Below are 25,522 nucleotides of genomic sequence, written 5' to 3'. Positions count from 1 at the left end.
GTCCGATAACAATGCGTGTCATTCTGTGCGGTTACTACGGTCAAGATAATGCCGGGGATGAAGCCCTTTTGGTCTGTTTACTGCAAATGCTTCCTGCTACGGTGGAGCCAGTGGTGCTATCTGCCAATCCCCAGGTCACTAAGGAGAGATACGGCGTTGAAGCCCACTACAACCGAGATTGGGGTAAAATTTGGCAACTTTTAGGACAATGTGACGGTTTTGTCTGGGGGGGAGGCAGTTTAATGCAAGATGTGACCAGTGTGGTTAGTCCCCTCTATTACGGTGGTTTGATGGCGATCGCCCAGATGCGGGGTTTAAAGACCATTGCCTGGGCCCAGGGCATTGGCCCCCTCCAAAGGCCACCGTTGCGCTGGTTTACCCAACAGGTACTGCGGGGTTGTAACGGCATCAGCGTGCGGGATGAGGCCTCTCTCCGGCTGGTGGAAAGATGGGACTTAAAGGCTTTTTTAGCTGCAGACCCTGTGTGGTCTCTAGCCGCTGAAAATGCGTCTCCTTCCCCTAGTCCTTTGCCCATGGTGGCGGTGAATTTGCGAGCCCATCGTCTATTGACCTTGGAACGTTTGGCGATAATCACCCAGGCCCTCAAAGACTTTCAACAACAGACCCAAACCCATTTGCGGCTCATTCCCCTGCAAAAATCCCAGGATTTAGCCATTGCCGAGGCGATCGCCGTGGAACTGCCGGGGAGTTATGAAATTCTTTACCACCCAGACCCCAGGGAATGTAAGGGATTATTCCGGGGGGCGGAATTCACCATTGGGATGCGACTCCACAGTTTAATTATGGCGGCAGCTGAAGGCAGTGCCTGCTTTGCCCTTAGTTATGACCCCAAAGTTAGTCGTTTGATGGCAGAGGTGGAAATACCGGGTTGGGAACTGGCTAATTTACCCATGGATAGCAACGAACTCAGTCAAATTTGGCAGAATCATTTCCAGCAACGGCAACCTTGGAAAGGGGCGGAGCCATTACAAAAATCTGCCCTCCAACATCAAGCTTTATTGCAAAAAATTTTTGTCGGCTAGCTTTTGGGGTGGGAGTGTGGTAAGAATAGTAGCCCGAGGGAAACGATTCCTTGTTTCGCCAACGTCATTGCGGAACCTTAAGCTTTATTTAACTATTGCCCCGGTTCCAAAGCCCAAATATATCGCAAGATAGATTGCAAGCAGACAAGACTGTCCTAGGCTGGTACATAATCTGTGGCCTGCCTAAATTTGTCTACAGGACTTCAGTCCTAGAATGGTTGCAAAGTTTTGGCTGTTTGGGCTGTGTCCCATTGTTGCCCCCTGGCCAAAACCTCCAATATTTGGGTGTGTGGAATAAAAATTTAGTCCTTCTGTCCATTATCATTTAGCGACGATGGAGCCGGGAGGATTGTTGCAATGGCCGTAGCGAAAATTTTGGTTGCATCCAGCCAGCCAAGCCGAAATAGAGACCAAATTTTATAAAATTTTTTCCGTCCCCCATGAGTCAACCCAACTATTATCAAAATCTTTTAAATTTTCTCCGCCAAGACCTTTCCCTGCCGGCCGAATCCCTGGCGATCGCCGAGCGCACCGCCTGTAACGCCATCGACAACAGCAACAATTTACCCATCATTCTTTGGCAGTATGGGTTGATCAGTTTGGAAGAATTAGACCGAATTTTTGACTGGCTAGAAAAGTTTTAGTAGGGCCATCGCCATGCGGACGATCGCCGAAATTAACGATAAACTCAGCCGGGGACAAGCAACGGTTTGGACAGCGGAGCAGGTCAAAGCTCAAGTGGGGGAACTGGGGATTGCCAAGGTAGCAGCACAGGTAGATGTGGTCTGCACTGGAACTTTTGAGCCAATGGAATCCTCCGGGGCGGTGATTAACCTCGGACAAACGGATCCCCCCATTAAAATTCGTCAATGCTGGCTAGATGGCATTCCGGCCTATGCAGGCTTTGGAGCGGTGGATTTATATTTAGGCGCAACGGCGGCGGCGGACATTACCAACACTGGCGATAACCTCAACGAAGGAGAAGGTCTGGCGGAAAGGGGCGGTGGCCATATTATTGAAGACTTAATTGCTGGTAAAAGTCTGCCCCTGCGGGCTGTGGGCCAGGGCACCGACTGTTACCCACGTACTACCTTGGAAACGGTAATTAGCACCGACCGCATCAATCAGTTTTACCTCTACAACCCCCGCAATCTTTATCAGAATTTCATTGTGGGTGTGAACGGTGGCGATCGCCTACTTTATACCTACCTAGGCCCTCTGCAACCCCGCTTGGGTAATGCGGTGTACTCCAACCCCGGCGCCATTGGCCCCCTGTTTAACGACCCCCTCCTCCAGGCGATCGGCATTGGCACCAAAATCTTCCTGGGGGGTGGCGTGGGTTACATTGCCTGGGAAGGCACCCAACATTTTCCTCTGCAGAAACGTCTGCCCAACCACACTCCCATTGGCCCGGCAGCCACCCTAGCCCTAATTGGTGATGCCAAACAAATGGATGCTTATTGGGTAAGGGGTTGTTATCTGAAAAACTATGGTCCCTCTTTGATGTTGGGGGTGGGGGTGCCCATTCCTGTGTTGAATGAACAGGTAATTGAGCAATGTGCCGTCACGGATGAAGACATTGTGGCTCCGGTGGTGGATTTTTCCATTCCCCGTCGGGTCAGGCCCACCTTTGGTTTAGTTACCTACGGCCAGCTCAAAAGCGGCAAAATTACCATTGAAGGCAAAACCGTGCGGGTGGCGCCCCTGGCCAGCATTGCCCGTTCCAGGGAAGTGGCGGAAACCCTCAAAGCTTGGCTGGAGGCTGGCACCTTTTCCCTCACGGAACCAGTGGCTTCCCTGCCTACTGATCGCATGTTCCTTGCCCAGGATCCCGTCGGGAATCTGTCAATTTAGGTTAAGCCTGGTTCGATGAAACCCAATTTTTCCTAGGCCATACAAATCCTAGTCGGCATTAGGAATGGACCACCCGATGGTCGGGGTTAATGAGGCGGAAAAATTTCTGCTTCAACTGGCGATCGAACACTTCCCATTTCAGCTTGGTATATTCCGCTTGGTCATTACATCCCGTTAGGAAACCGACGGGAATTTCAAACCCCCCGGCCATGTCCCGGCCACCACCGTAGTAACGTCCAGCGCCGTCCATCCCCAAGCTATCTTTTAAAAATTCATCGGGGTCTAAAGTCAGCTTATTGGTACGGAGGGAACCAATGACCAACTCAATATCATTGGCCCGGTCATGGACAATGCCGTAAACCAAAGCGGTGTGTACGTTTTCCTCCGTAGCTAAAAAGTCCGCGGCCTGGGGAATGGCATCCCGTTCCTCGTAGCGGAGATAACCCACCCCTGCCAAGGAAAAGTTATTTTGTACGACTCGATTTTGTAAAGACCGCTCAATCACTTCCATCACCCGTTTGGATCGGGCCGATTGCAGGACTGCATTGAGTAACTGGGCATCATAGATGCGACTGAGGTAGGCCGCCGCCATGAACTCCGCTTCCTGGGCCTGGAGCAAGTTAATGGTGTCGGAGCGCAGGCCATGCATCAAAGCGGTGGCGCATTTAACGTGGGTGGGGTTACTGCTATTGAAATCTAACGTGCCCCCCTGGAGATATTCAGTCAAAATGGTGGCGGTGGAACGACTGCCTGGACGGATATCCACAAAAGCATTTTCCGCTTCTACTTCCTCTTGCTGGCTATGGTGGTCGATAATCACCACAACGGGAATATCTGCTTCTTGTACTAAAGGCATCAGTTGACTATTGGTGCCCTGGCTATCAACCAATACACAGCCTTGGTAATCGGAGAGGTCAATATCCTTGAGCATTTGCGGGCCCCAGCGTTTGGCGGGCAGGCCGGTCAGCTTCACCAAAGCAATATTTTCCTGGTGGGAAAGGGTGCCAGCATAAACAATTTCACACTGGATTTCGTACTGGGCCGCAATCAGTTGAAATGCCCAGGCACTGGAGAGGGCATCGGGGTCAGGAAAATCTTGAATTACCAAAATAAACCGTTGGCCCCGGTGTCCTTCCAGATGGTGCTGGAGTTTGATGATTTGAGCTGTGTTAGCAGCGGGAATACGGGGAGAAATGGCGTCCGGAGAGGCAATACTCCTCTGGGCACTGATCTGTTGGGGGGAGGGAACAGTGCTGGATTCTGGGGCGGAAAGACCGTTACTGGGCCGGGAGGAAACAGAAGCCATTGCCAAAAAATAGGATAGGAGAGGGTGTTAAATAGATCATAACATTGAGTCTAAGCGCACCCCTCTATGGGTGGAATTTACCAAGCTTCCACCTGGAGTAACAAAGGGTACTGCCAAGAACTTAATGGATTACCGGTGCTCACCAACGCTTACCAAGGACTACTAAGCATCGTGAAAGATGCCCAGTAGTAGGGAGCCGAAAAATCCGTTTGCCCCAGATCAATTAGGGATGGTGGCAGGGCGATCGCCCCCCGAGAAATGCCCGACTGTTCCAGTTCAGAGGTCAATTCTCCCCGGAGCATTTTTAGTTGGGCCTGGCGTAGGGCTTCGGCTTTAGTGGTGGTTTGACCCAATTGTCGGTAGAACTCAGTCATCAGTACCAATGTCGCCCCGTCATCCACATTCCAAAAGCTAGCTAAGGCCGATTTAACCCCAGCCTTGAGGGCTAGGCCAGCAAAACCTAGTTCTGCTTCGTCATCCCCCAGAGCAGTTTGGCAAGCACTCAGTACCAATAACTCTAAAGTTGAGGACGGCCAATTTATTTGGCTCATTTTGTCCAAATTCAACTTATCGTCCCAAAACTCAATGTAGGAGTTACTGGGTTTACCGGAACGAAAAAAAGAATGGGTGGCCAGGTGAACTATGTTTGGTTGCCTTTCGGCCAACTCTGTCTGGAAACGATCAATGGTGAAATCCTGGTTAAGAAAAGTTTCCCCCTGCCAACGTTTTTCGTCTGTACGATCCATGGTCATTGCCCAAAGAACATTGTCCAATTCCACTGGCACTGCTGGCAAAGGACTTTGGTCAGCAAACTCCGATGCCCCCATGGCCAAAATATTGCCCGGGTGAAGTGGTTTGTAGTTACTATCAATCAAATTAAAAGCAGGGATATTGGTCAGACTATATTTCTCCAGGAGATATTCTTGGCCATCAAATAGGGCGGCCATGGGTAAACCCCGCACCCCATTACCCAAGCAAAAGAGCAAGGTGTCGATGCCTTGGGCTTCTAAGGTTTCAGCATAGGGGGCAATAATCCATTGGTACAATTGCTGGGCCGATTCCCGGCGATTGACGTTGACGGTTTGGGATAGTTGTAATTCCCGCTGAAAGGTGGCCACTACCGGTCTTAACACCGCCTCCGGTACGTCATGTAAATCCACCACAATGGGGTCTAGGTCAGGGGTAACTAGTACCAAATGTAGAAATTCCTTTTCGGGAATGATCCATAACACGGCGGGTTTTTTGCCCGTTTCTGCAGCAATTTTTTGCAGGGTGAGGGCAATATCCTCTGGGGTTTGGGTCACTTCGGCCAGACTTTCGCCAAAATAGGCGGCGAATTCCTGTTCCCGGGCCTTTTCCATGGCGACAATTTTTTCGCTCATGGTTTGGGCAAAGGCAGGGGCCACACCGAAACTAGCCAAGGTCAATCCCAGGCCCACTGCCATCATTTTTTTAACTAAAGACCTGGACAAACTCCGGCGATCGCCGAGGGATAATGGGCGGATAACTCTGCTGTATATGGTGGTTGTCATTTTTAGTCCCCTTGGTTTGGGGCGATTCCCGGTCAAGAATTTCTCTGATTGCGGTGGGAACCGCTGCCCTTCAACGTTACTAGTCGATTTTGGCAGAAATCATCCCAGTTTTGCAGATTACTTTGTTATCTTCGTAGGTAATTAGAAAATTTTATAAACTCAGCCCTTACCACCATAATGTCGGAACTTAGCCTGGCCCATCAGGATTACCCCGTTGACGACCTCGAACAGCTATTAACCATTCTGCCCCGTTCTATTCAAGCCATCATCGCTGATCACCCCCAGCGGCAACAGTTAGTGGAAGTGGTCATGGACCTAGGGCGATTACCGGAGGCCCGCTTCCCCGGCACCGCCGTCTATTTGGGGGATAGTCCGATCGCCAGGGAAGATTTGCAATATGCCATCGACCGAGTGGGGCTGTTCAGTAGTGATAACCGAGCGGGTATTGAAAGAACCTTGCACCGCATCAGCGCCATCCGTAACCGCACCAACGAAATTATCGGCTTGACCTGTCGGGTAGGCCGGGCGGTCTTTGGCACCATTAACCTCATCCAAGACCTGGTGGAAACTGGCGAATCGCTACTGCTGCTGGGGCGACCTGGGGTAGGCAAAACCACTGCTCTGCGGGAAATTGCCCGGGTGCTGGCAGATGATTTGCATAAACGGGTGGTGATCATCGACACCTCCAACGAAATTGCCGGGGACGGGGACATTCCCCATCCGGCGATCGGTAGGGCCCGGAGAATGCAGGTGGCCAGGCCGGAATTGCAACATCAGGTGATGATTGAGGCAGTGGAAAACCATATGCCCGAAGTGATTGTCATTGACGAAATTGGCACGGAGTTGGAAGCTTTGGCCGCCCGCACCATTGCCGAACGGGGAGTGCAGTTGGTCGGTACAGCCCACGGTAATCGTTTGGAGAATTTAATCAAAAATCCTACCCTCTCAGACCTAGTGGGCGGCATTCAAGCGGTCACATTGGGGGATGACGAAGCCCGGCGACGGGGTTCCCAAAAGACTGTGCTGGAAAGGAAAGCTCCCCCCACCTTTGCCATGGCAGTGGAAATGTTGGAGCGGCAAAAATGGACTATCCATAGTGATGTGGCCCAAACCATCGATAATCTGTTGCGGGGCCGCCCTCCGGTGGAACAGTTACGGTATATGAATGAGCAAGGGGAGCTACAAATCGAAACGGTGGAAGCCCAATCCCAGGAAAAAACGCCCCAACCGCCCCCCTATTTTTCTTTGGGGTTAGTGGACGATCGCCAGTTGCGGCCAAGACCCACAGGTTTACGTTCCACTGGGCGGATGAAACCCCAAGCCCCCCTCCATGCCAACGCCGATCAAGTGCGGGATTTTGAGCGGTTACTGGAACAGTCCTGGCAACAGTGGGAGGGGGATGATGAACCCAAAGTCAGGGTACCAGGGCCCAACGGTGAAGATTTGCCGGTTTATGTTTACCCCTACGGCGTCGGGCGATCACAGTTAGACCAGGTGATTGAAATTTTGCAGTTACCAGTGGCTGTCACCAAAGATGTCCACCAAGCCGATGCGGTGTTGGCCCTGCGCTCCCATGTCAAAGGCAACCAAAAATTACGACAGATGGCCAAGGGTATCCAGGTGCCCGTCTATGGGGTTAAATCCAACACCATTCCCCAAATTAGCCGGGCTCTGAAACGGATTTTGGGCATGGACGAACCCCACAAAGCTGAGGCGGCCGATCTGCGTTTATTTACCCGCAGTGGCAGTAACGATGAGTTAGAAGCCCTGGAGGAAGCCCGTTTAGCTGTGGAGCAGATTGTTATTCCCACAGGGCAACCGGTGGAACTGTTACCCCGATCGCCCCATGTACGGAAGATGCAACACGAACTGGTGGAACATTACCGTTTGCAGTCGGATAGCTTTGGGGATGAGCCGAACCGTCGCCTAAGGATTTATCCCGCCTAGCTGGGTCAACAATTGGGCTGTGGCCTGGGTGGGATCTGGGGCTTCCATAATGGCCCGGACGATCGCCACCTGGTTGGCACCGGCTTCCATAACATTCCCCAGATTTGTCCCATCAATCCCCCCAATGGCAAACCAGGGCAGCGGGGAGTTGGCGGCCGCATACTGTACATAATCCAAACCAGCGGGCTTTTTCCCGGCTTTAGTGGGAGTGGCATACACGGGGCCCACACCAATGTAATCCGCTCCCTCGGCGATCGCCTTGGCCATTTCCTCTGGGTTAGTGGTGGAACGGCCAATGATTTTATCGGGGCCCAGTAGATGACGGGCCACAGCAATGGATAAATCTTGCTGTCCTAAATGGACTCCATCAGCATCCACTGCTAAAGCTAAATCCACCCGGTCATTGACCAAAAATAAAGCTCCGTACTGGGTACATAATTGCCGCAAATCCTTCGCCCGTTGCCACCGTAACTGGTCTTCCGTGTCTTTATCTCGATACTGGACTAGCTTCAATCCCCCTTGGAGGGCCGCTTCCACTGTAGCCAGTAAGTTTTCCTGGGGAGAAGTGACCAAGTAAAGGGAACATTGCCTTAATTTTTGCACTAGTTTAGCCCCCAACAACCCGCTTTCCAGGGCATAAACCCGGTAGCGTAACTGTTTACAACAGGCTCCCATGGCCGGATCTCGCAGTTTACCGTATTCCTCCAGCACCCTTAACGCTTCTTGCACCCGACAGAGATTGGCCTGCAACAGCGCCCGCACATCAGTCCGTTGGCTTTCCTGGGGATGGGTCAACCGGGTGCCCACATCATTGGGGGTGTCCCTCGCCGCCCGCAGATCGTCTTGATGCCAGGGAGCCAGGGCTTGCCGCAGTTGTTTACATTCCTCTGCCCAATGCTGATGGTTCAGACCAAAACGACACCATTCTTCCACCGTCCGTAACCCTTCCCGGGCCCGGTTTAAATTGGCATCCAAAATTCTGGCGATCGCCATGGGGGAAGATTGTTGCATCTGTTTAGCTCAGATAGGAAAAAACGGGTTTTTCGCCACATTTACTCCCCAAGTTGATGCTAGGGAAACTCATTTGGCTAAATCCAGCAAAATTTTGTAATTAAACGACAACATCCTCAACAAACCACTGATTTTGTCCCCGTGGGAGCATCCACCCCTGTCGACTTAGTGGGCTTGGCCTTTAACCCCTCGGCCATGGCTTCAATGAAAGCGGAGACTCGGATGGGGTCAATGGCTTCGTTAATATTGCCGTGGCGCTTGAGGGAACTGGCCACAATTACCCCGTTGGCCGCTTGGATCAACTGGCCAATATTGTCTTCGTCTGCCCCACTGCCAATGAACACTGGAGTGCCTTTGGCGGCGTTGGTGGCCAGTTCCAAGTCTTCTAGATTGGGGGGACTGCCCGTGGCCCAACCAGACAGGATAATACCATCGGCCAAACCCCGCTCAATGGTATCCGTTACAGCGGTGGTCAAATTGGGGGTACCCAAGGGTCGGGCATGCTTGACTAGCACATCGGCCAGGATGGCCACGTCACTGCCCAATTCCCGCCGATAGCGCAACAGTTCGTGGGCATTGCCTTCAATCAAGCCCTGATCCGTGGCCATGACCCCCGTGAGCACATTAACCCGGATAAATTTTGCCCCCACGCAACTGGCGATCGCCAAAGCACTATGGGCATCGTTACGCAGGACATTGATCCCCACCGGGGCCACCACCAAATTTTGCAGGCGATCAACAATTAAGGTCATGGCGCTGACCACTGCCGGATCTACCCTTTGTTTGGGGAAAGGGGCATCGAAAAAGTTTTCCACAATAATGCCATCCACCCCCCCAGCGGCAAGGGCCGTGGCTTCTTGTTCTGCCCGTTCAATGACGGCGGTGAGATTGCCCCCCCAACGGGCCGACGTTGGCAATGGTAGGAGGTGTACAACGCCAATAACAGGATTATGGGTCTGAAAAGTTTGAAATAAATCCACTGCACTCGATCCTAAACGCCCCTGGGTACCGGTCGGGCCCTCGTTGTCCAAGACAGGCGGGTTGTAAATTAAACAAAGCTAAGCCAATTAAGAATTGTACCCTACCAGGGAAATTGACCGGGGGCCGGTTTCACCGCTCAGGGTATGATTTAGGGGATATGGCAGAATAAGTTGTTGACCTGAGGTTGTAGCTCAGACGGATAGAGCAAGCGCCTCCTAAGCGCTGGGCCGCCGGTTCGACTCCGGCCAACCTCGCTTCCTATCTACCATTTTTCCCTTTGCTGTCAACACTCACCCCCCTAACCATGAGAAAAAGACTCACCCGCTTCCTTTCCCTCACCCTGGTGCTGGGCCTACTCTGGTTTGGCACCGCCGCCTGCGCTAGTCAACCCCCTTCCCAGTTTGACCAGGCCCAACAGGAAAGCACCCAACGGGGCGCTGAGGCAGTCACCAAGGAATCCTCCAAAGGGGGAGAGTTCAATGTCTTTTTCCCCCAAGCTGAAGGGGAGTATGAACGGGTCTTTGCCCAGGAAAAGCAGGGCTTTGCGGAAATTAAACTCAAACAAAATGGTCAAGATGTGGCGGTAATGTCCATCAATGACGTCAAAAATAATCCCACCGCAGCGGATAAATTTAAGGCCAGCACCCAAGCGATTGATGGTTTTCCCGTAGTGCAACAGGGTACCACTGGCACGGCTTTGTTAGTGGGCGATCGTTATCAGGTCAAGGTTTTATCCCGATCGCCGTCTTTCACTCCCCAGGAGCGGGAAGCTTGGCTGGCTAAGTTTGATCTCAAGGGGCTAGAAAATTTGAGCGCCAGGAATTAACAGGAAATTAGAAAAAAAGTTAAAACCGTTTAGTTACCAAAGTTCCCAACCCATAGTCCACCGATCAAACAGGAGTTTTTTGCGTGAGTAAGCCAATTTTTAAGTTAGTGGATGACCTACCTACGGGCGGGTTGACGGTGATGTTGCTCAATTCCCTGGATTTTGTTGTGCCGGGGCAATGGGAAAATTTGGTTGGTTTTGAAAATACAATCAAAAAAGTGACTGGGGAAACCGATCCTGCCTTGGTGAAACAAATTGGCGATCGGGCAGTGTGGTTGTTTAACGATAAGTCCCAGGGTTATCAAAATGCCCTCTGGCTCTACCAAACCGTGGACTCCACCGACAGTGCTCTGGGAGCGGCGGCCCTGGCCAATAAGGTGGGAGAAAGTATTAATTTCCTCGGTTTTTTAAATAAAATTACCCCCAATCCCCAAAAAGCCCAGGCCATTGACCTGTCCATTAAATTGGTGGCGGAATTGGTGGCTTTCTGCCAAATTAACGGCATTCCCGGCAATAGCATTGGGGATTTTGTCCGTTCCCTGACGGATTACAGCGGTGAGTCCTTGATGCGCATGGCCGCCCTGATCAGTTTTGACGGCATCATTCCCTTTGGTCCCAGTTTTGTCCTGACCACCATGGATTTTTTGGAAAAGTTGACCCCCAAGGAGTTGGAAGAAAACAAGACTTTTAACAAAATTAAGCCCCTCATTCCCGGCAATAGCACCAGCAGTCAACTGGATTTTATCGGTGAAAGTTTTGGTTCTGTGCAGGGCTGGATGACCGGCTTTGTCGGCGATCGCCAGCTTACTAGGGAGAAAGTGTTGGGCAAATTGCGGAATTTCATGGAGGTGACGGAGGATAAAATGGATTATCTGGCCGCCTTCATTGACATGTCCACCAATTACTACGAGCACACGGGCATCCAAACCCTAGCCCACCGCTTAATCGAACGGGCTGTGGCGGAAATTTAATGCGCCTAATGCTGATCTGGTTGATCAACAAAAATGGCCAAGAAACTACTGCTGGTGGGGGGAGGCCATAGCCATGCCTTGGTGCTCAAACATTGGCGTCGCCATCCCCTGGCCGCTGTGGACCTAACGTTAATCAGCGATGTTAGCCAAACTCCCTATTCCGGTATGTTACCGGGGCATGTGGCGGGCTTTTATTCCCATGCTGAAAGTCATATTGATTTACCCAGGCTGTGTGCTTCAGCGGGGGTTAACTTTGGGGAAGATAAGGCGATCGCCATTGACCCAGAACGCAATTTACTAACTACCCAGGAGCGGGGACAGTGGAGGTTTGATTACCTTTCCCTTGACATTGGCAGCACCCCCTTTATTGACGATATTGCCGGGGCAGAATATGGCATTCCCGCTAAGCCGGTGCCCCAATTTTTGGCCGCTTGGCAAGCCCTGTTGCAGAACATTGACCAAAACCGACCGGAAAAATTCACCTTGGCGATCACCGGGGGAGGGGCCGGGGGCTTGGAGTTGGCTTTTAATGTGCAAGCTCGTTTAGTGAAGCTTTTCCCCGCCATGGCTTTGGATGTGCAAATTTGGCAACGGGGCGCAACCCTGTTATCGCACCATAGTGCCCAGGGCAGAAAACTGATTGAGAGATTGTTGGCGAAGCGAAATATTACCGTGGCACTAAATCGTCCTCTCACCACCATTGAGCGCGAGCTTTCCCCCGATGATAGTCGATTAACCTGTTACAAACTTGGGAGTAATGACCATTGGCGATCGGTTAACGCTGTGTTTTTAGTAACCCAAGCCAGCCCGGCCCCTTGGTTCGCCCAATCCGGCTTAAGTCTAGATGGCCGGGGCTTTATCTCGGTCAAACCAACCTTACAGAGCTATTCCCATCCCCATATTTTTGCGGCGGGGGATGTGGCCACCATGGTAGACCAGCCTCGACCCAAGGCGGGGGTATTTGCTGTGCGCCAAGGAAAGCCACTGTTCGACAATCTGTGCAGATTTGGCCTAGGCAAAGACCTAAAACCATTTATCCCCCAGTCCCAATACCTGAGTTTGCTGGGCACCGGAGATGGCAAGGCGATCGCCCTTTGGGGGCCTTGGGCTAGTTGCGGCCAGTGTTGGTGGAGGCTTAAGGACTACATTGACCGTCAATTTATGGAACAGTTTTGACCCAAAATGGGCAGTTAGTAGAATTAAAGTTACCCAGTCATATGTCAATGATCAATAAAATATCAATAGACTTTATTCAATGCTACTGGGTGACACTATGTTGAGCAAAATGAGGAGCAATTGATTGGGAAATAAGCTTAATCAAGGTTGGCTTTACACTGACCGGATCAATGCCAAAGGAGCAGGTCAAACAGTGTTGGATTTCTACAGTCAACGCTATGGCCACTCCGATCGCCAAACTTGGCAAGAACGCATTGAACGGGGACAAATTCAGCTCAATGGTCAGCCCATCAATCCCCATCACCCTCTGCAATCAGGACAAATTCTCACCTATTGGCGATCGCCCTGGGCTGAGCCGGATGTGCCCCTAAGCTTGTCGGTGTTGTACCAGGATGAAGACATCTGGGCCATTGATAAGCCAGCGGGATTACCGGTGTTACCGGGGGGAGATTTTGTTTACCACACCGTCTTAGAACAATTAAAAATTCAGTTTCCCCAGGAATCATTGTTTCCCCTGCATCGCTTGGGCACCGGCACTTCAGGGCTTTTATTGCTTGGTCGTTCTGCTCTGGGGAGGCGGGAACTCAGCCGTCAATTTCGGGAACGTCGTTGCCGCAAAATTTACCGCACTCTCATCGGTCCCTGTACTTTGCCGGAACAATTTGAATGTCACCAGGTGATCGGGAAAATTCCCTATGCTCCCCTCGGTTATCTCTATGGGGCCACCGTCCATGGCAAATCAGCCCACAGTTACGGCCGCATTTTAGCCCGATCCCCCGAAAAAACCTGGCTAGAAGTGGAAATTACCACAGGCCGACCCCACCAAATTCGCATTCATCTGGCCAGCTTGGGCTACCCTTTGCTTGGCGATCGCCTCTACGACCCCGGCGGTGTCCCTTTCAACCATCAAACCAACGCCCGGCCAAGTGACAGTGGCTATATTCTCCACAGCTACCAACTGGGTTTTCTCCATCCCCGTACCCAAAAAAACATCACTCTAACGGCTCCACTCCCCCCCGACTTAAGGCTCAAAGGTGATAGTTGATACCGACCATTGCGAACCGCAGTGAATAGAATAAACTCAATTCAACTTTCTAAAACCATTACCTAAACAAATACAACGGCCCAACCCCACTCCAGCTTTGACATTAATGACCCTCTGTTCGTGTTTTGCGGTCGAAGTCAACCCTTAAATGCAAATAACGCAATTTTAAAGTAACTTTTGTGCATGTTACTCCCCTTTCAAAGGGCAAAGGTGCTGAATGTTACGGACTATCGATCGCCAGGCTAGCTACCATCTGCTCCAGTTAATTTAGATTTATCCACAAAGCTTGGATTCTGTCTGGCCTGGCAAGAGGATTAAATCGATTGGCTGATTGTTTCTATCCTGAGACTCTGTTACAATTCTTAACACTGGCTTAACAATCCCTTAAGAATCTTAGTGTAAAGTCTTAAGAAAATCTTAAGATTTCCCTTCCTGAATCCCATGTATTGATTCTGTCCTGTGCCTAGACCTAGACCTCCAAAGAGAGTCCGCCGGTCGCCAAGTTCCTCCCCTGGAGCCATCCCTATTGAATCCTGGAAAATCTATGTTTATATTTCCACGCTTTCCCCTGTCCTTGGCTGAGAATAGTTTTTCTCAGGCTGAGATTGCCACCCCAGCCTCCACTGATCGCAAGCAATATATTAAGCAGGCCCTAGCTAAGGCGGTAACAGAGCGTGGATTCAGGCTGGATTTTCAACCCCAATGGGATGGGCAGGGAATTAATTTGGTGGGGGTAGAGGCCCTGGTCCGTTGGCAAGATCCTAGGTTGGGTAATGTTTCCCCGACAGAATTCATTCCCATAGCGGAGGAAGCGGGACTGGTAACGGCCATTGGCGAGTGGGTCCTAGGGGCCGCTTGTCGTCAATATAAAATGTGGCAAGCCCAGGGAGTGCCTCCTTTTTTGTTGGGAGTGAATTTATCCTTGCAGCAGTTGCAGAAAGCTGATTTTGCCCAGACGGTCCAGCGGATTCTGGAGGAAACTGACATGCCCCCAGCCCAACTACAGTTGGAGGTGACCGAGGGATTAATTTTTAAAGATTTACAGCACACCATTGGGGTTCTCCGGGACCTACAACGATTGGGGGTATATTTGGCGATCGATGATTTTGGCACTGGTTACTCTTCCCTATCAGTGCTGAAGGAACTACCCGTCCACACATTAAAAATTGACAAATCTTTTTTAGCGGATTTGGAGACGCACCAAAAGGCGGAAGTTATCCTCGAAAGCATTATCAACCTTGGTCAACGTTTGCAATTGATTGTGGTGGCAGAAGGTGTGGAAACAGAAAGCCAACTCCATTTACTTCAATCTTTGCAGTGTGATGTGCTCCAGGGTTTTTTCTTCAGTTGCCCCCTGAACGAAGACAAGATGACCCATTATCTCCACCATTGTTGTTCCACCAAAACTTCGAGCAAGGCGATCGACGCCCATTAGGTTTTTAAAATTGCGGGCATCGGCTCCGTTGTTTATCTTTAGCTAAATCAATAACTAAATCAAAAATTTTTATGACCGCTTTGACCCTGCCCTTTTCCGAGGATCGTGCCATGGCTAATCAATTGCAGCTCCCTAGGCTCCAAAAATCTCAAGATAATGAGATTAAACGGGCGATTCCTCGGGAGCTATTGGAGCAGTTAATGGCCGAGCAGTTCACCGGTCAACTGGTTATCCGCAATCCCTTTGATGAATTTGTTGATTGGCAAATTTACCTGGGTAACGGCAAAATTCACTTCGCTAACAGCGCGGTGGGTAATGGGAAGCGTCTGAATTATATGTTGGGCAAGTTGTTCCAGCAGGGTCATCTGCAACTGCCCGCCCAGTTGGATAGTGACTATAACTATATCTGTGAGCTATGGAAAAAAAAGTATTTTTCCTTTCAGCAAACTCGGTCAGTATTAACCCAGTTTACCCAAGAGGCTCTAGTCCAGGCCCTTTCCCTACCTAAAACTGAATATCGCCTAGATCCTAACAACAAATTAAGACATCTTTTCTTGAATCTGAATTTGGAGCAGGCGGTGGGCCCCATTGAGAAGAAAGTAAATTACTGGTGGGAATTACGTTCAGAAATTAATTCTCCCTTTCAACGGCCTTTGGTGCAGGATGTCCGGAAGTTGCAGGGGACTTTAGCAAAGGCTAATTTCGAGACCACAGAAGAGTTCTGGAAAGCTTTTCAACAGAGTTTGGAGAATTTGAATTGTCTTTATGACATTGCCAGTGCCACCAAATTGAGCACTCTCCAATTGGCGATCGCCATGCGAAATTTAATCAAAGCTGGGGATATTACCATGCTCCCCTACCAGGAAATTGCCATTGATAACCGTCCTTTGGTGGTTAGTGTGGACGAAAACCAAACCCATCAGCACGTTGTCGAATATACCCTAGAAAAAGGTGGCTATCGAGTTAACACCATTACCGACCCATTTAAGGCTTTGGCTTCCCTCCAAGGTCAAAGTCCTGATTTAATTTTGATTAATGCTGACATGGAAAAAATGGATGGCTACCAGTTAGCTTCTCTATGTCGTAAATCGCCCCAGCTTAAACAGGTGCCCATTATGTTAATGGTGGAGAATGACAATTTAGTCCATAGCATCAAGGCCAAAATGTCTGGGGTGAATGATAATCTGCAAAAGCCTTTTTTACCCCAGGATTTATTACTAAAAGTCAAAACTAATTTGCGGGAAGTGGCCCCCGCCTAGGGGTGGGCATGATCATAAAATCACTAAGTTGTTTTTGATATTTTAGCCTGGCCAGAAGTCCCGTTTTTCTATCACTAGAATCCCAGTTTACACAAAATTAAAGGGACTACCTATAACCTGTTGTAACTGATGTCAAAGGGAGTTACTGCTCTTTACTGAACAGACTTGATCTGATAAACCTGGGGCAGTAGTTAGTAGTTCATCATCTACCTTGGTATCTGGTATATTGTGCTTTTCGCAGGATATTGTTTTTCCCAATCAAACTTTGGGAAATCAAGGCCTGGATGGGTCACAACAACCATGGACACCAATACTCTACTGCTAATTCTTGCCAATATCGTTGTGATTATTGGCTTGGCTCGCCTGATCGGTCTGCTGTTTGCCCGCTTTCAACAGCCCCCTGTGATCGGGGAAATTATTGCGGGGATTATGTTGGGGCCTTCTCTCCTCGGTCTGTTGTCCCCTACCCTAGAAAAAAGTTTTTTCCCCGCCACTACCCAGCCATTTCTATATTTGCTCTCGGAAATTGGCTTAATTTTTTATATGTTCTTAGTGGGTTTGGAGCTTAATCCCCAACATCTGCGGCAAAAATTAAAAGTTGCCATTGTCACTTCTAATGTCAGTATTTTCTTTCCATTTGTGCTGGGGGTAGTGCTGTCTTTTTTTGTCCTCTACTCCCTCAATCAACCCAATAAAACCAGCTTTATTCCCTTCGCCCTCTTCATTGGAGCCGCCATGTCGATTACGGCATTTCCGGTGCTGGCGCGTATTTTAAAGGACACCGGCCTGGATAAAACCCCCCTCGGGACCCTGGGTTTAACCTGTGCTTCGGTGGATGATATCAGTGCTTGGTGTTTATTGGCGATCGCCATTGCGGTGACCCGTACGGACAATATTTTCGGTGCCTTACCCACCCTATTGGGCATCGCTGTTTATACCGTTTTTATGGTGACCCTGGGACAAAAATTATTTAAATATATTCTTCGTAATTATGGCCAAACTAATTACCTCAACAAAGGATTATTAACTTTTATTTATATTATGGTTGTTCTCTCAGCTATGATCACGCAGTGGATTGGCATTGATGTGATTTTTGGTGGCTTTATTCTGGGGGCAATCTTACCTAAAAATACAAACCTAAACGCAGAATTAACCACTAAAACTGAAGATTTTGTTTCCACATTTCTTTTACCTATTTTCTTCGCCTATAGTGGATTAAGTACAGATCTTGGTTTGCTAAATAAACCCTATCTCTGGGCAGTGTGCGCCTTAGTGGTGGCGGCGGCGATCGCCGGTAAATATTGGGGGGTTTATGTGACTACCAGGGTAATGGGAGTGGAAAAACAAGAGGCTAAAGCCTTGGGCTGGCTAATGAATACAAGGGGTTTGACGGAATTGATTATTCTCAACGTGGGTCTAACACTAGGTGTAATTTCTCCGGTAATTTTTACCATGTTTGTGATCATGGCAATTATTACTACCATTATTACCTCTCCTTTGGTAGTCAGAATTTATCCTGCACCAGCCCGCTAAAAGCTTTGATTGCCTTTGCTTTAATCCAGCTCAAGTATTGATGATTCTTCCACAAGCAATGGTTTAAGTTTTGAAACTGTTCTGTTGCCATGGCTATTGCTAAATGGATAAATTTTCCGCCCGTTGAATAATATTTAAGAGCCTACCCACCTGTTCTGTGCCCCGCACGCTAATTTCACTGTGACAGAGTACTAATTTTTCCGTTACCCTGGCTAATAAATCCCGCACGATGCGCTCAAAGCGTTCCTGGTCCCACTGTAATTGTTCTGGTTCCGTCCAGGGCTTTGGTTCTCGATGGCGTAGTAACAGTGGCGATCCAAATAGCTGGGATGCTCCCCCCATTTCCCAGAGGCGATCGCCAGCATCCAGCCAAAAGTGCCAGCGGTGTTGGCTACGGAGGGAACGGTATTGGTAAATGGTGGCCAGGGTAATGGCCGGTGGTGGGGGTAGCCAATCGGGAATATCCGGTCGGGGTTGGGCTGTGACCGTGCCTTGACTAAGCAGTTGCAAAAATAGGGCCAGCTTTTCCCGTATCTGGGGCAGGTTTTCCCCGTTGGGGTAGGAATTACCCTGGAGTTTGCTTTGTACGCGCCAAAAGTGCTGGAGAGTTTCCATCAATTCCCGCAAAGAAGTCAATTCCCCATAGGTGAGGTGATGTTCCGGGGGCAGTTGCTCACGGATAGCTCTATCCAGCATGGTGACTGGTGATAGTGTCTCCTGGGCCAAGGCTTGTTTTTGCTGGCTTAACCAATCCCGTAAAGCGCCATAGGCTTGGCTAGCTTGGTAGCCGAAACGGTCCCAGCGGGGATATTGCTCTATGGGCATCAAAGCCGGGGCTTGGGGATTAATGGCGTAGCAGGTATCCGCCAATAGCCCTGCTCGCACGGGATCGATCGCCAGAGTGGTGTGGGTTCCAGAGCGTCGTTCACTCAGCATTACCAACATTTCCGCCACCTGTTCTCGGCGGGCCCATTCCCCCAGGTCATACACCAAGGCCAACAGGGTTAATAAACTGCGAATTAAGGGGGCACTACTAAGGGGGCGTTGCTCATTGAGGGCGATGGTGTCAATGCCAGCTTTACTAAAAATTTCCAAAAAACTGTAGCGGGCAATTTCGTCCAGACCGGGGGCGATGATGGCAATGTCCTGGGGCCTAATTTCCCCTTGGTGCACTGCCGCAATAATCTGATCTGCCGTTTGTCGCAACAGTTGGGCCCGGGAAAAGGTTTGCAGAGTCTGCACTTGAGGCGGCAATATATCCGGCGATCGGGGGTCTTTGAGCAGAGTCAACACCTGGGCCGATAATTGGGGCACAATGCCCGTTGGTCTTTCTAACCGTTCCACCTTAGCCCCCTGGGCCAGCACCGTCAAAGCATCGGGATCGGCATTTAACCCCAAACGCACCTGACCGTCTGGATTAAAGCTAAAGACAGCCCAGGAACAATGGGACCGCAACTGACTAAATAAATCCACGGCGATCGCCGGATAGTCGTCCACGTCATCAGCAAAAATTGCGTCGTAGCGTTGTCGTAAATATTGCTGATATTGAGGTTTTTTCAGTAAATATTGTCCATAACAGTGAAAAATCAGCCCGTAGGTCAAAAATCCTTTTTCCAAACACCATTGCCGCCAATGTTGCCAAAAGGCGATCGCCTCTTCTGGGGTAATTTCCCCTGGGGTTACCCTGATTTCCCCTGCTGTTAATCGTTCCCACACCTGGCGATCTTGCCAACCCGCCGCCCCCGCCAACTGACCCAAATCCAACAAATTACGGACTAACCTAGACCTCTGGGCTGCATTTAAGGAGCTATCCCGCCCTGGATATTGACTCTGCCATTGCTCCACCGCCAACCATTGTTCCGTTTCCGGTCGCAACTGGGTAGGGAAAAGTTGCCGGGTAATCCCTTCCTCTAGCAATAGTGGCCAAAATAAATGCACATCCTCCCTCATCAGTCCCAGGGGGGTTTTGCCCATTACCGGTGCGTCGCCGCCGATTTCCCGCTCCAAACTACGGCTTAAGCGCCGTCGGGTTTGGCCATTGGCCGCCAATACCAAAGCCAATGTCGGTTGATCCAGACCCCGGTGAAATTCTAAACTTTGCCACCACTGGCCATATAACTGGGTTAATTGATGGGTTTTGCCGCTGAGCGATCGCCCTTCTAGCCAGATTATTTCTGCCAAATCTTTTACCCCTGATAGTTCCCGTTGGTTCTGCTAAGATTCCCTGTATTGCTCAATCCCAAAACCTTACGGGTCAAACCCTAGGCCACCGTAGTTTGGGCAGCTTGAACGGAAACCAAAACTTTATCAGACAACCTTATCAAACAACATCTTAGCTGTTTTTTCACCCAATCATCAGTCAATGGATTTAACAAATTGGTGGCAAGGGGCAACCCAGTGGTTTGGCAGATCTTCACAAAAATCCCTGGAGCAAGCCTTCCGGTCTGCACTAAAAATAAAGGAAATTGAAGATCAATACTTTCAAGGCAAAAAAATAGGGCCAGAAAATTGCGATTACAGTGCCGACACCGTCACTTATTTTGCCAACCAAATTCAACGGCATCTGAGGAAAATAGAGCAGGAAATTTACCACCTCAACAGTGACCAAGAATTTGTCAAAATTCTGAGTCTAGATCCGGCGGTTAAACAGGATCCAGAAACGGAATATATTCTTGACCGACTGCAATTTATTGATGACATATTACAGCGCTACGATGGCGAACTCCCCCAGATTCATCCCCCCAAGCAAATTGCCAATGGTGGGGTGCTAGATTTACCTGCCATAGCTGTTAACAAACAACGACAAGTCAGCAAAAAACGTCGGGAAGGTTTTCAATACATTCGGCGGGAAGATACCCAACAAAAGGTCGACACTGCTACCCAGAAGTCGGGTGTTTTACCCCGTTCCTTTTTACGTACCATCGACCGTTTGAAGCAGGAAATGGACCCCCAGTCCAGCGACACAGAGCAAAAGGTGCTCAAACAGTATCGCAATTCCCGCTATAAAACTGCCCTCTCCATTAAATTTATTTTAACTTTAATTATTGTGCCTCTTTTGGCCCACCAATTAACTAAAACATTTTTTCTTTTGCCTTCAGTGGAATCATTTTTTGAGCGCAATAATGAAATTGTGTTCATTAACCAGAGTATGGAAGCAGAAGCCTATCAGGAATTGAGTCATTTTGAAGAATCCCTCCGCTTTCGAGAACTGTTGGGCTTTGGCAACAAACTTTCACCGGCAGAGAAAGAGGAAAAGCTAGCGGAAAAAGCCAAGGAAATTTCCGAAACCTACCGCCAGGTTAGCACTAATGCGATCGCCAACATTTTTGCTGATATTTTTTCCCTGGTGGCCTTTTCGGTTGTTTTGATTAATAGTCAACGGGAAATCGAAGTTTTAAAAGAATTTATTGACGAAATTGTCTATGGCTTGAGCGACTCAGCTAAAGCATTTTTGATTATTCTCTTTACGGATATGTTTGTTGGTTTCCACTCTCCCCACGGTTGGGAAGTGATTTTGGCTAGTATTGCCCGTCATTTTGGCTTGCCGGAAAATCAAGATTTTAACTTTCTTTTCATTGCTACTTTTCCGGTAATTTTAGACACAGTCTTTAAATATTGGATCTTCCGTTATTTGAACGGCATTTCTCCCTCCGCCGTGGCGACTTATCGCAACATGAATGAGTAACTTGGCAAAACAATTCCCCCAAGCGCAGTGCCCAAGGGGGAAATAGAATAATTGAGGCGACTAATTAGTAGGTAAGAGTAACTAACTTGGGCCCCGAAAGTCAAATTAAACTAGCTCATGGCCACGCCTTGACTGGCATAGTCGGAACGAAAATTAGCCAAAACTTTACCTTGGATGCGGACAGCACTGTTGACAGCTTGGTCGGTGTTCAAACCAATTTCCTCAGCTAAACGTACCAACAAAGATTGCTGGCGTTTTTTAATGGCCTGGGTTTTGCTGTGCAGACGGGCCCGGACCCGGTCCTGGAAAGAAATTTGGCTGGGGGCCGCAGCAACTTCCACTTTTTTGGTGGCAGTGTACAGTTCGGGCTGCAAATCCCGAGCGGGGTTAAAGGAAACTCCCCGGTAGGTTAGATTGACGTTAGGTTGAATGACGTTTTTGGCGGTGGTGCGACGGAAACGATAGTCCAAACCACGGTAACTGCCGGCCAGCCCCAAAACTTCGGTTTCCACTTTGGGGGGATTGTAGTCGTAACTGACTCCACGGTAACTTAATTGCATAGTGCGCTCCTAATTGTTGTTGAAGGTAGAGGAGGCGCGTTCCTTCAGGAATATATCCCTACTTCCGTCTTCTTCAAAAAGAGAAGATGAACGATTTACTTTCTGTATCCATTTTTACGTTTTTGCAAAATTATGTCAAGGTTTACCGAGTTAAGTGAGGACTTCTTAACATTTGCTTAAGGGTTGTCCATGGCACGCCTAACAGCCATTGGCCAAGGTTTGGTCCAACTTCATCGTCTTTATGGCGGCTCGGCTTGGCATAGCTTCCACCTATGGGATCAAAGAAATCCATTGATTTTTTATTTGATTGCTGGGCTGGAACCTCGGACCGGGAGTGCCCTGTCTGCTAGAAGGGCTACCTACCATGGCTCCCCTTGCCTGTACCATTGCCAAAGTTTTTCATTACTCCTATTGCCCATGGCCAAAATCATCAGCACCGTCAATATGAAGGGAGGAGTTGGCAAGACCACTTTGACCGTTAACCTCGCCACCTGCCTGGCCAAATATTTTCAAAAACGGGTTTTGGTGCTGGACTTGGATTCCCAAATTAGTGCCACCCTCAGTTTGATGGCGCCCCATGATTTTGCTGGCATCCGCAAAAAAGGGAAAACCCTCAGTTATTTGTTGGGTAATGCTATCCAGCCCAATCCCTACAGTAAATTAGATATTTTCGATATTATCTGCCCAGAAATTTGTCAGATTGAGGGTTTGGAACTACTACCCGGAGACATTGAACTTTACGATGAATACCTGGTTTCGGAAAAGCTCCACCAAGCGGCGATCGCCACGGAAAATCCGAACTTTGAGACGGTGTGGAATAAGTTTGAGGGGACGTTGATCAAGGAAATGTTAGCGCCAGTGCTGGAGGAATACGATTTTGTCATCCTCGACTGTGCCCCTGGTTATAATCTGCTGACCCGCAGTGGCATTGCGGCCAGTGATTTTTATTTGTTGCCAGCCCGCCCGGAACCTTTATCGGTGGTGGGGATGCAGTTACTAGAAAGAAGAATTGAAAAACTGAAAGAAAGCCATAAAGCGTCTGATGATCCCCTGAACATCAACCTAATTGGAGTGGTATTCATCCTCTCCGGTGGCGGCCTGATGAGTCGTTACTATAACCAAGTAATGCGGCGGGTGCAAACGGATTTCACCCCGGGGCAACTTTTTCAGCAGTCCATCCCCATGGATGTCAATGTGGCCAAGGCGGTGGATAGTTTTATGCCGGTGGTCACTTCCATGCCCAATACGGCGGGGTCTAAGGCTTTTATCAAGTTAACCCAGGAATTTTTACAAAAAGTAGAAGCCTTTGGCTAAGAAAAAGCCCCCATCATTATTTAACGGGGACTGGGTAAATACTGATTTGGTAATGTGGCTCTATTTCTCTTCATCAAAGGAATCCAGCCATTGGCGAAGTTTTTCCCCGGCCACTTCCCGACCCCCAAGCCCAAACGCTAAGGCAATCGCCACGGCAATACCACCAGTCAAAAGACCAAAGGCTAAATTAACAATATTGGGGGCAATGCCCATTTGTTGCAGAGCCATGGCCGAAACCAATACCAAAATGGCAATACGGGCGGTGTGACCAAGTAAACGGGATTGACGGGTGCCGGTGCTGGTAATCAACTTAAACGCCAAGTTGGCCAGATAGAGACCAAAGGTGAAAATCACCAAGCCAATTAACACCTGGGCCGCCACCTGGAGAATGACCCCCATCACCGTGGTGAGGGCGGCAATTTGCAGAATATCCACCGCCGTCAGGGTCGCCACCAACATGATGCCCACTAGGACAATGATGCCCCCCAACTGGGAGGGAGTTTTCAACGCCACACCGGACGGAAGGTTTACCTTGGGTTCCCCATCTACTTCAACGGATTGGTCAACGGACTCTTGGGGACTATTGAGATCAAAGCCAAGCAGTTCAAAGAGATTGTCAAAACCAATGGAACTCAACAGGCTACTAACTAGGTTGGCTACGTACTGACCCGCCACAAAGGCTAAAACCATCACCACACTGGCGGCAAAAAGTTTCGGTAATAAAGCCATTACCTGGTCAAGCATAGCCGTAGCTGGCTCGGAAATGGCGTTAATTTGCAGGGCGTCTAGGGCCGTGATGGCCACTGGAATCAAGATTAATACATAGACAAAAACACCGAGAATATCGGCCAAATTTTGGCGACCTTCTCCTCCCCGCAGTCCGAAACGCTCCCCTAAGCTATCAATGCCGATGCCATCGGCCAAATTAGTGACCACTTGACTGACAATTTTAGCCACCACCCAGCCCACGGTGCCGATAATGACTGCGCCGAGGACGTTGGGCAGTACCAGCAGGATTTGGTCTAACAATCCCTGCACTGGCTCTAAAGTTCCCTGTAATCCCAAGGTGTTGAGAATTGAAGGTAGGAACAATAGAAAAATAAACCAGTACAGGGCATTGCCGATGGTTTCCCCCAGGTTATTGGCGGCGTTGCTGGCTTGTTCTGAGTCATCGTCCTCGGATGTCAAACCCAGTTTTTGGGATAAACCCGATTCCCCCAGGGCTTTGCTGGAAACAAGCTTCACCAAGGTGGCGATCGCCCAGGCTAAGGCACCCAAAATTAAAGCTCCAATAATTCTGGGGAAGAAAACAGTAATTTGCTCAAGTAGGCCGTTCAGGGGTTCCGATACTGCTTCTAGATCCAGAGCATTAAAAAAAGCTACTAGGGTAAATAGGAGCACAATCCAAAAAGCAAAGTCCCCCAGCCATCGCTCCACGGGGGGAGTTTTAGCTTCGTCGCTATCGAGAAATTTAGCGGCAAGGATATTGTCCAAATGGGTTTTTTGGAATGCTTTGGTTGTGATACTCCGGCAGATATTGGCCACCAGCCAACCGACAATTAGGATTACCAGGGCTTTACCCAAGCCAATGAGAGATTCCGTTAGATTTTCTCCGGCTACTCCGGCAATATTTGGCATGTCACCGGAAATTTGACCAAGCAATGGTGCTGTCTTGGTGATTATTGGAAGTTCCAGAAAAATTTCTGATCTGAACATTTTCTATTAAAAATTAAGGCTAACAAGTCCCTTGGATAATATCTAAATATTTAAAACAAGACAAATTTTAAGTTAAGAAAAATTAATTTTATTAACTTAATCGATTTAATTAATACGGCAGATTCTGTGACGAGGTGGTACAATGAGGGACAAATATTCAGGGGAGTTCATCGAAAAGTAAAATGCCAGCTCTATCAGTTGATCTAAGAGAAAGGATAGTCAAGACCTATGAAGGTGGTGGAACCTCAATTAGAAAAGTAGCAGAGCAGTTTCAAGTAAGCAAAACGACCGTTCAGGATTTGCTTAAATTGAAACGAGAAACGGGACA

General features: G+C 49.2%; 20 protein-coding genes, 1 tRNA gene and 1 riboswitch. Of the genes, 14 read left to right on the top strand and 7 right to left on the bottom strand.

Annotated elements, in window-relative coordinates; all coding sequences use genetic code 11:
* The first annotated feature begins 11 nt into the window (after nucleotides 1-11).
* The 3 genes from csaB to H6G45_RS04710 all read left to right on the top strand — a co-directional run bounded on the left by csaB (nucleotide 12) and on the right by H6G45_RS04710 (nucleotide 2,897).
* Nucleotides 12-1,043: a polysaccharide pyruvyl transferase CsaB gene (gene csaB, locus H6G45_RS04720; RefSeq protein ID WP_190597095.1), complete on the top strand. Its 1,032-nt coding sequence runs from the start codon at nucleotides 12-14 to the stop codon at nucleotides 1,041-1,043.
* A 440-nt stretch (nucleotides 1,044-1,483) separates the two neighbouring features.
* Nucleotides 1,484-1,687 carry a DUF2949 domain-containing protein gene (locus H6G45_RS04715; RefSeq protein ID WP_190597093.1) on the top strand — a complete coding sequence of 68 codons (204 nt, stop codon included), beginning with the start codon at nucleotides 1,484-1,486 and terminating at the stop codon, nucleotides 1,685-1,687.
* A gap of 13 nt (nucleotides 1,688-1,700) precedes the next feature.
* Nucleotides 1,701-2,897 carry a homocysteine biosynthesis protein gene (locus tag H6G45_RS04710; protein ID WP_190597091.1) on the top strand — a complete coding sequence of 399 codons (1,197 nt, stop codon included), beginning with the start codon at nucleotides 1,701-1,703 and terminating at the stop codon, nucleotides 2,895-2,897.
* Nucleotides 2,898-2,955: 58 nt separating this feature from the next.
* On the opposite strand, the gene H6G45_RS04705 is transcribed toward H6G45_RS04710, so the two are convergent.
* On the bottom strand, nucleotides 2,956-4,203 hold the full coding sequence (locus tag H6G45_RS04705; protein WP_190597090.1) for a bifunctional oligoribonuclease/PAP phosphatase NrnA: 1,248 nt from the start codon (nucleotides 4,201-4,203) through the stop codon (nucleotides 2,956-2,958).
* A gap of 149 nt (nucleotides 4,204-4,352) precedes the next feature.
* Entirely contained in the window at nucleotides 4,353-5,735 is a 1,383-nt protein-coding gene (locus H6G45_RS04700; protein WP_190597088.1) for a CHAT domain-containing protein, read from the bottom strand.
* Between the two features lie 177 nt (nucleotides 5,736-5,912).
* Between H6G45_RS04700 and H6G45_RS04695 the strand changes: the two genes are divergently transcribed.
* Nucleotides 5,913-7,682, top strand: coding sequence for a R3H domain-containing nucleic acid-binding protein (locus H6G45_RS04695; protein ID WP_190597087.1), 1,770 nt, complete (start codon nucleotides 5,913-5,915; stop codon nucleotides 7,680-7,682).
* On the opposite strand, the gene H6G45_RS04690 is transcribed toward H6G45_RS04695, so the two are convergent.
* Nucleotides 7,662-8,693, bottom strand: a complete 1,032-nt coding sequence (locus H6G45_RS04690; RefSeq protein WP_190597085.1) for a thiamine phosphate synthase — start codon at nucleotides 8,691-8,693, stop codon at nucleotides 7,662-7,664. The two genes, H6G45_RS04695 and H6G45_RS04690, sit on opposite strands and share 21 nt — an antisense overlap.
* 116 nt (nucleotides 8,694-8,809) lie before the next feature.
* Nucleotides 8,810-9,673, bottom strand: coding sequence for a photosystem I biogenesis protein BtpA (gene btpA, locus H6G45_RS04685; RefSeq protein ID WP_190597083.1), 864 nt, complete (start codon nucleotides 9,671-9,673; stop codon nucleotides 8,810-8,812).
* Between the two features lie 181 nt (nucleotides 9,674-9,854).
* Here btpA and H6G45_RS04680 point away from each other — a divergent pair.
* The 8 genes from H6G45_RS04680 (at nucleotide 9,855) to H6G45_RS04645 (ending at nucleotide 17,919) form a co-directional block, all read left to right on the top strand.
* Nucleotides 9,855-9,928 (top strand) — tRNA-Arg (locus H6G45_RS04680).
* A gap of 50 nt (nucleotides 9,929-9,978) precedes the next feature.
* The gene (locus tag H6G45_RS04675) at nucleotides 9,979-10,500 is read left to right on the top strand and encodes a hypothetical protein (protein ID WP_190597081.1); all 522 of its coding nucleotides are present in this window, start codon (nucleotides 9,979-9,981) and stop codon (nucleotides 10,498-10,500) included.
* An 83-nt stretch (nucleotides 10,501-10,583) separates the two neighbouring features.
* A complete protein-coding gene (locus tag H6G45_RS04670; protein WP_190597080.1) occupies nucleotides 10,584-11,471 on the top strand; it encodes a hypothetical protein in 888 nt (295 codons plus the stop codon).
* A gap of 33 nt (nucleotides 11,472-11,504) precedes the next feature.
* On the top strand, nucleotides 11,505-12,647 hold the full coding sequence (locus H6G45_RS04665; RefSeq protein ID WP_190597078.1) for an FAD-dependent oxidoreductase: 1,143 nt from the start codon (nucleotides 11,505-11,507) through the stop codon (nucleotides 12,645-12,647).
* Nucleotides 12,648-12,771: 124 nt separating this feature from the next.
* Nucleotides 12,772-13,692, top strand: coding sequence for an RluA family pseudouridine synthase (locus H6G45_RS04660; RefSeq protein WP_190597076.1), 921 nt, complete (start codon nucleotides 12,772-12,774; stop codon nucleotides 13,690-13,692).
* Between the two features lie 544 nt (nucleotides 13,693-14,236).
* Complete coding sequence (locus H6G45_RS04655; protein ID WP_190597074.1) at nucleotides 14,237-15,127, top strand: EAL domain-containing protein; 891 nt, start codon at nucleotides 14,237-14,239, stop codon at nucleotides 15,125-15,127.
* Between the two features lie 71 nt (nucleotides 15,128-15,198).
* Nucleotides 15,199-16,386 (top strand): response regulator, encoded by a 1,188-nt coding sequence (locus H6G45_RS04650; RefSeq protein ID WP_190597072.1) that lies wholly within the window; start codon nucleotides 15,199-15,201, stop codon nucleotides 16,384-16,386.
* A 300-nt stretch (nucleotides 16,387-16,686) separates the two neighbouring features.
* Nucleotides 16,687-17,919, top strand: a complete 1,233-nt coding sequence (locus H6G45_RS04645; protein ID WP_190597070.1) for a cation:proton antiporter — start codon at nucleotides 16,687-16,689, stop codon at nucleotides 17,917-17,919.
* A gap of 99 nt (nucleotides 17,920-18,018) precedes the next feature.
* On the opposite strand, the gene H6G45_RS04640 is transcribed toward H6G45_RS04645, so the two are convergent.
* Nucleotides 18,019-20,100 carry a hypothetical protein gene (locus H6G45_RS04640; protein WP_242018047.1) on the bottom strand — a complete coding sequence of 694 codons (2,082 nt, stop codon included), beginning with the start codon at nucleotides 20,098-20,100 and terminating at the stop codon, nucleotides 18,019-18,021.
* 181 nt (nucleotides 20,101-20,281) lie between these two features.
* Here H6G45_RS04640 and H6G45_RS04635 point away from each other — a divergent pair, with 181 nt between their 5' ends.
* Nucleotides 20,282-21,604, top strand: coding sequence for a proton extrusion protein PcxA (locus tag H6G45_RS04635; RefSeq protein ID WP_190597068.1), 1,323 nt, complete (start codon nucleotides 20,282-20,284; stop codon nucleotides 21,602-21,604).
* 110 nt (nucleotides 21,605-21,714) lie between these two features.
* Here the strand turns inward: H6G45_RS04635 and H6G45_RS04630 are convergent, their stop codons facing one another.
* The gene (locus H6G45_RS04630; protein WP_190597066.1) at nucleotides 21,715-22,164 is read right to left on the bottom strand and encodes a DUF4278 domain-containing protein; all 450 of its coding nucleotides are present in this window, start codon (nucleotides 22,162-22,164) and stop codon (nucleotides 21,715-21,717) included.
* 33 nt (nucleotides 22,165-22,197) lie between these two features.
* Nucleotides 22,198-22,259, bottom strand: a riboswitch (Glutamine riboswitch).
* Between the two features lie 94 nt (nucleotides 22,260-22,353).
* Here H6G45_RS04630 and H6G45_RS04625 point away from each other — a divergent pair.
* A complete protein-coding gene (locus H6G45_RS04625) occupies nucleotides 22,354-23,478 on the top strand; it encodes a ParA family protein (RefSeq protein ID WP_242018046.1) in 1,125 nt (374 codons plus the stop codon).
* Nucleotides 23,479-23,538: 60 nt separating this feature from the next.
* Here H6G45_RS04625 and H6G45_RS04620 read toward each other — a convergent pair whose 3' ends face one another.
* Entirely contained in the window at nucleotides 23,539-25,194 is a 1,656-nt protein-coding gene (locus tag H6G45_RS04620; RefSeq protein ID WP_242018045.1) for a mechanosensitive ion channel, read from the bottom strand.
* Nucleotides 25,195-25,522 lie beyond the last annotated feature (328 nt).

The sequence above is a fragment of the Synechocystis sp. FACHB-383 genome (assembly GCF_014698605.1).
Taxonomy (GTDB): Bacteria; Cyanobacteriota; Cyanobacteriia; order Cyanobacteriales; family Microcystaceae; genus Synechocystis; species Synechocystis salina.
This window is presented reverse-complemented; position numbering and strand designations above follow the sequence as displayed.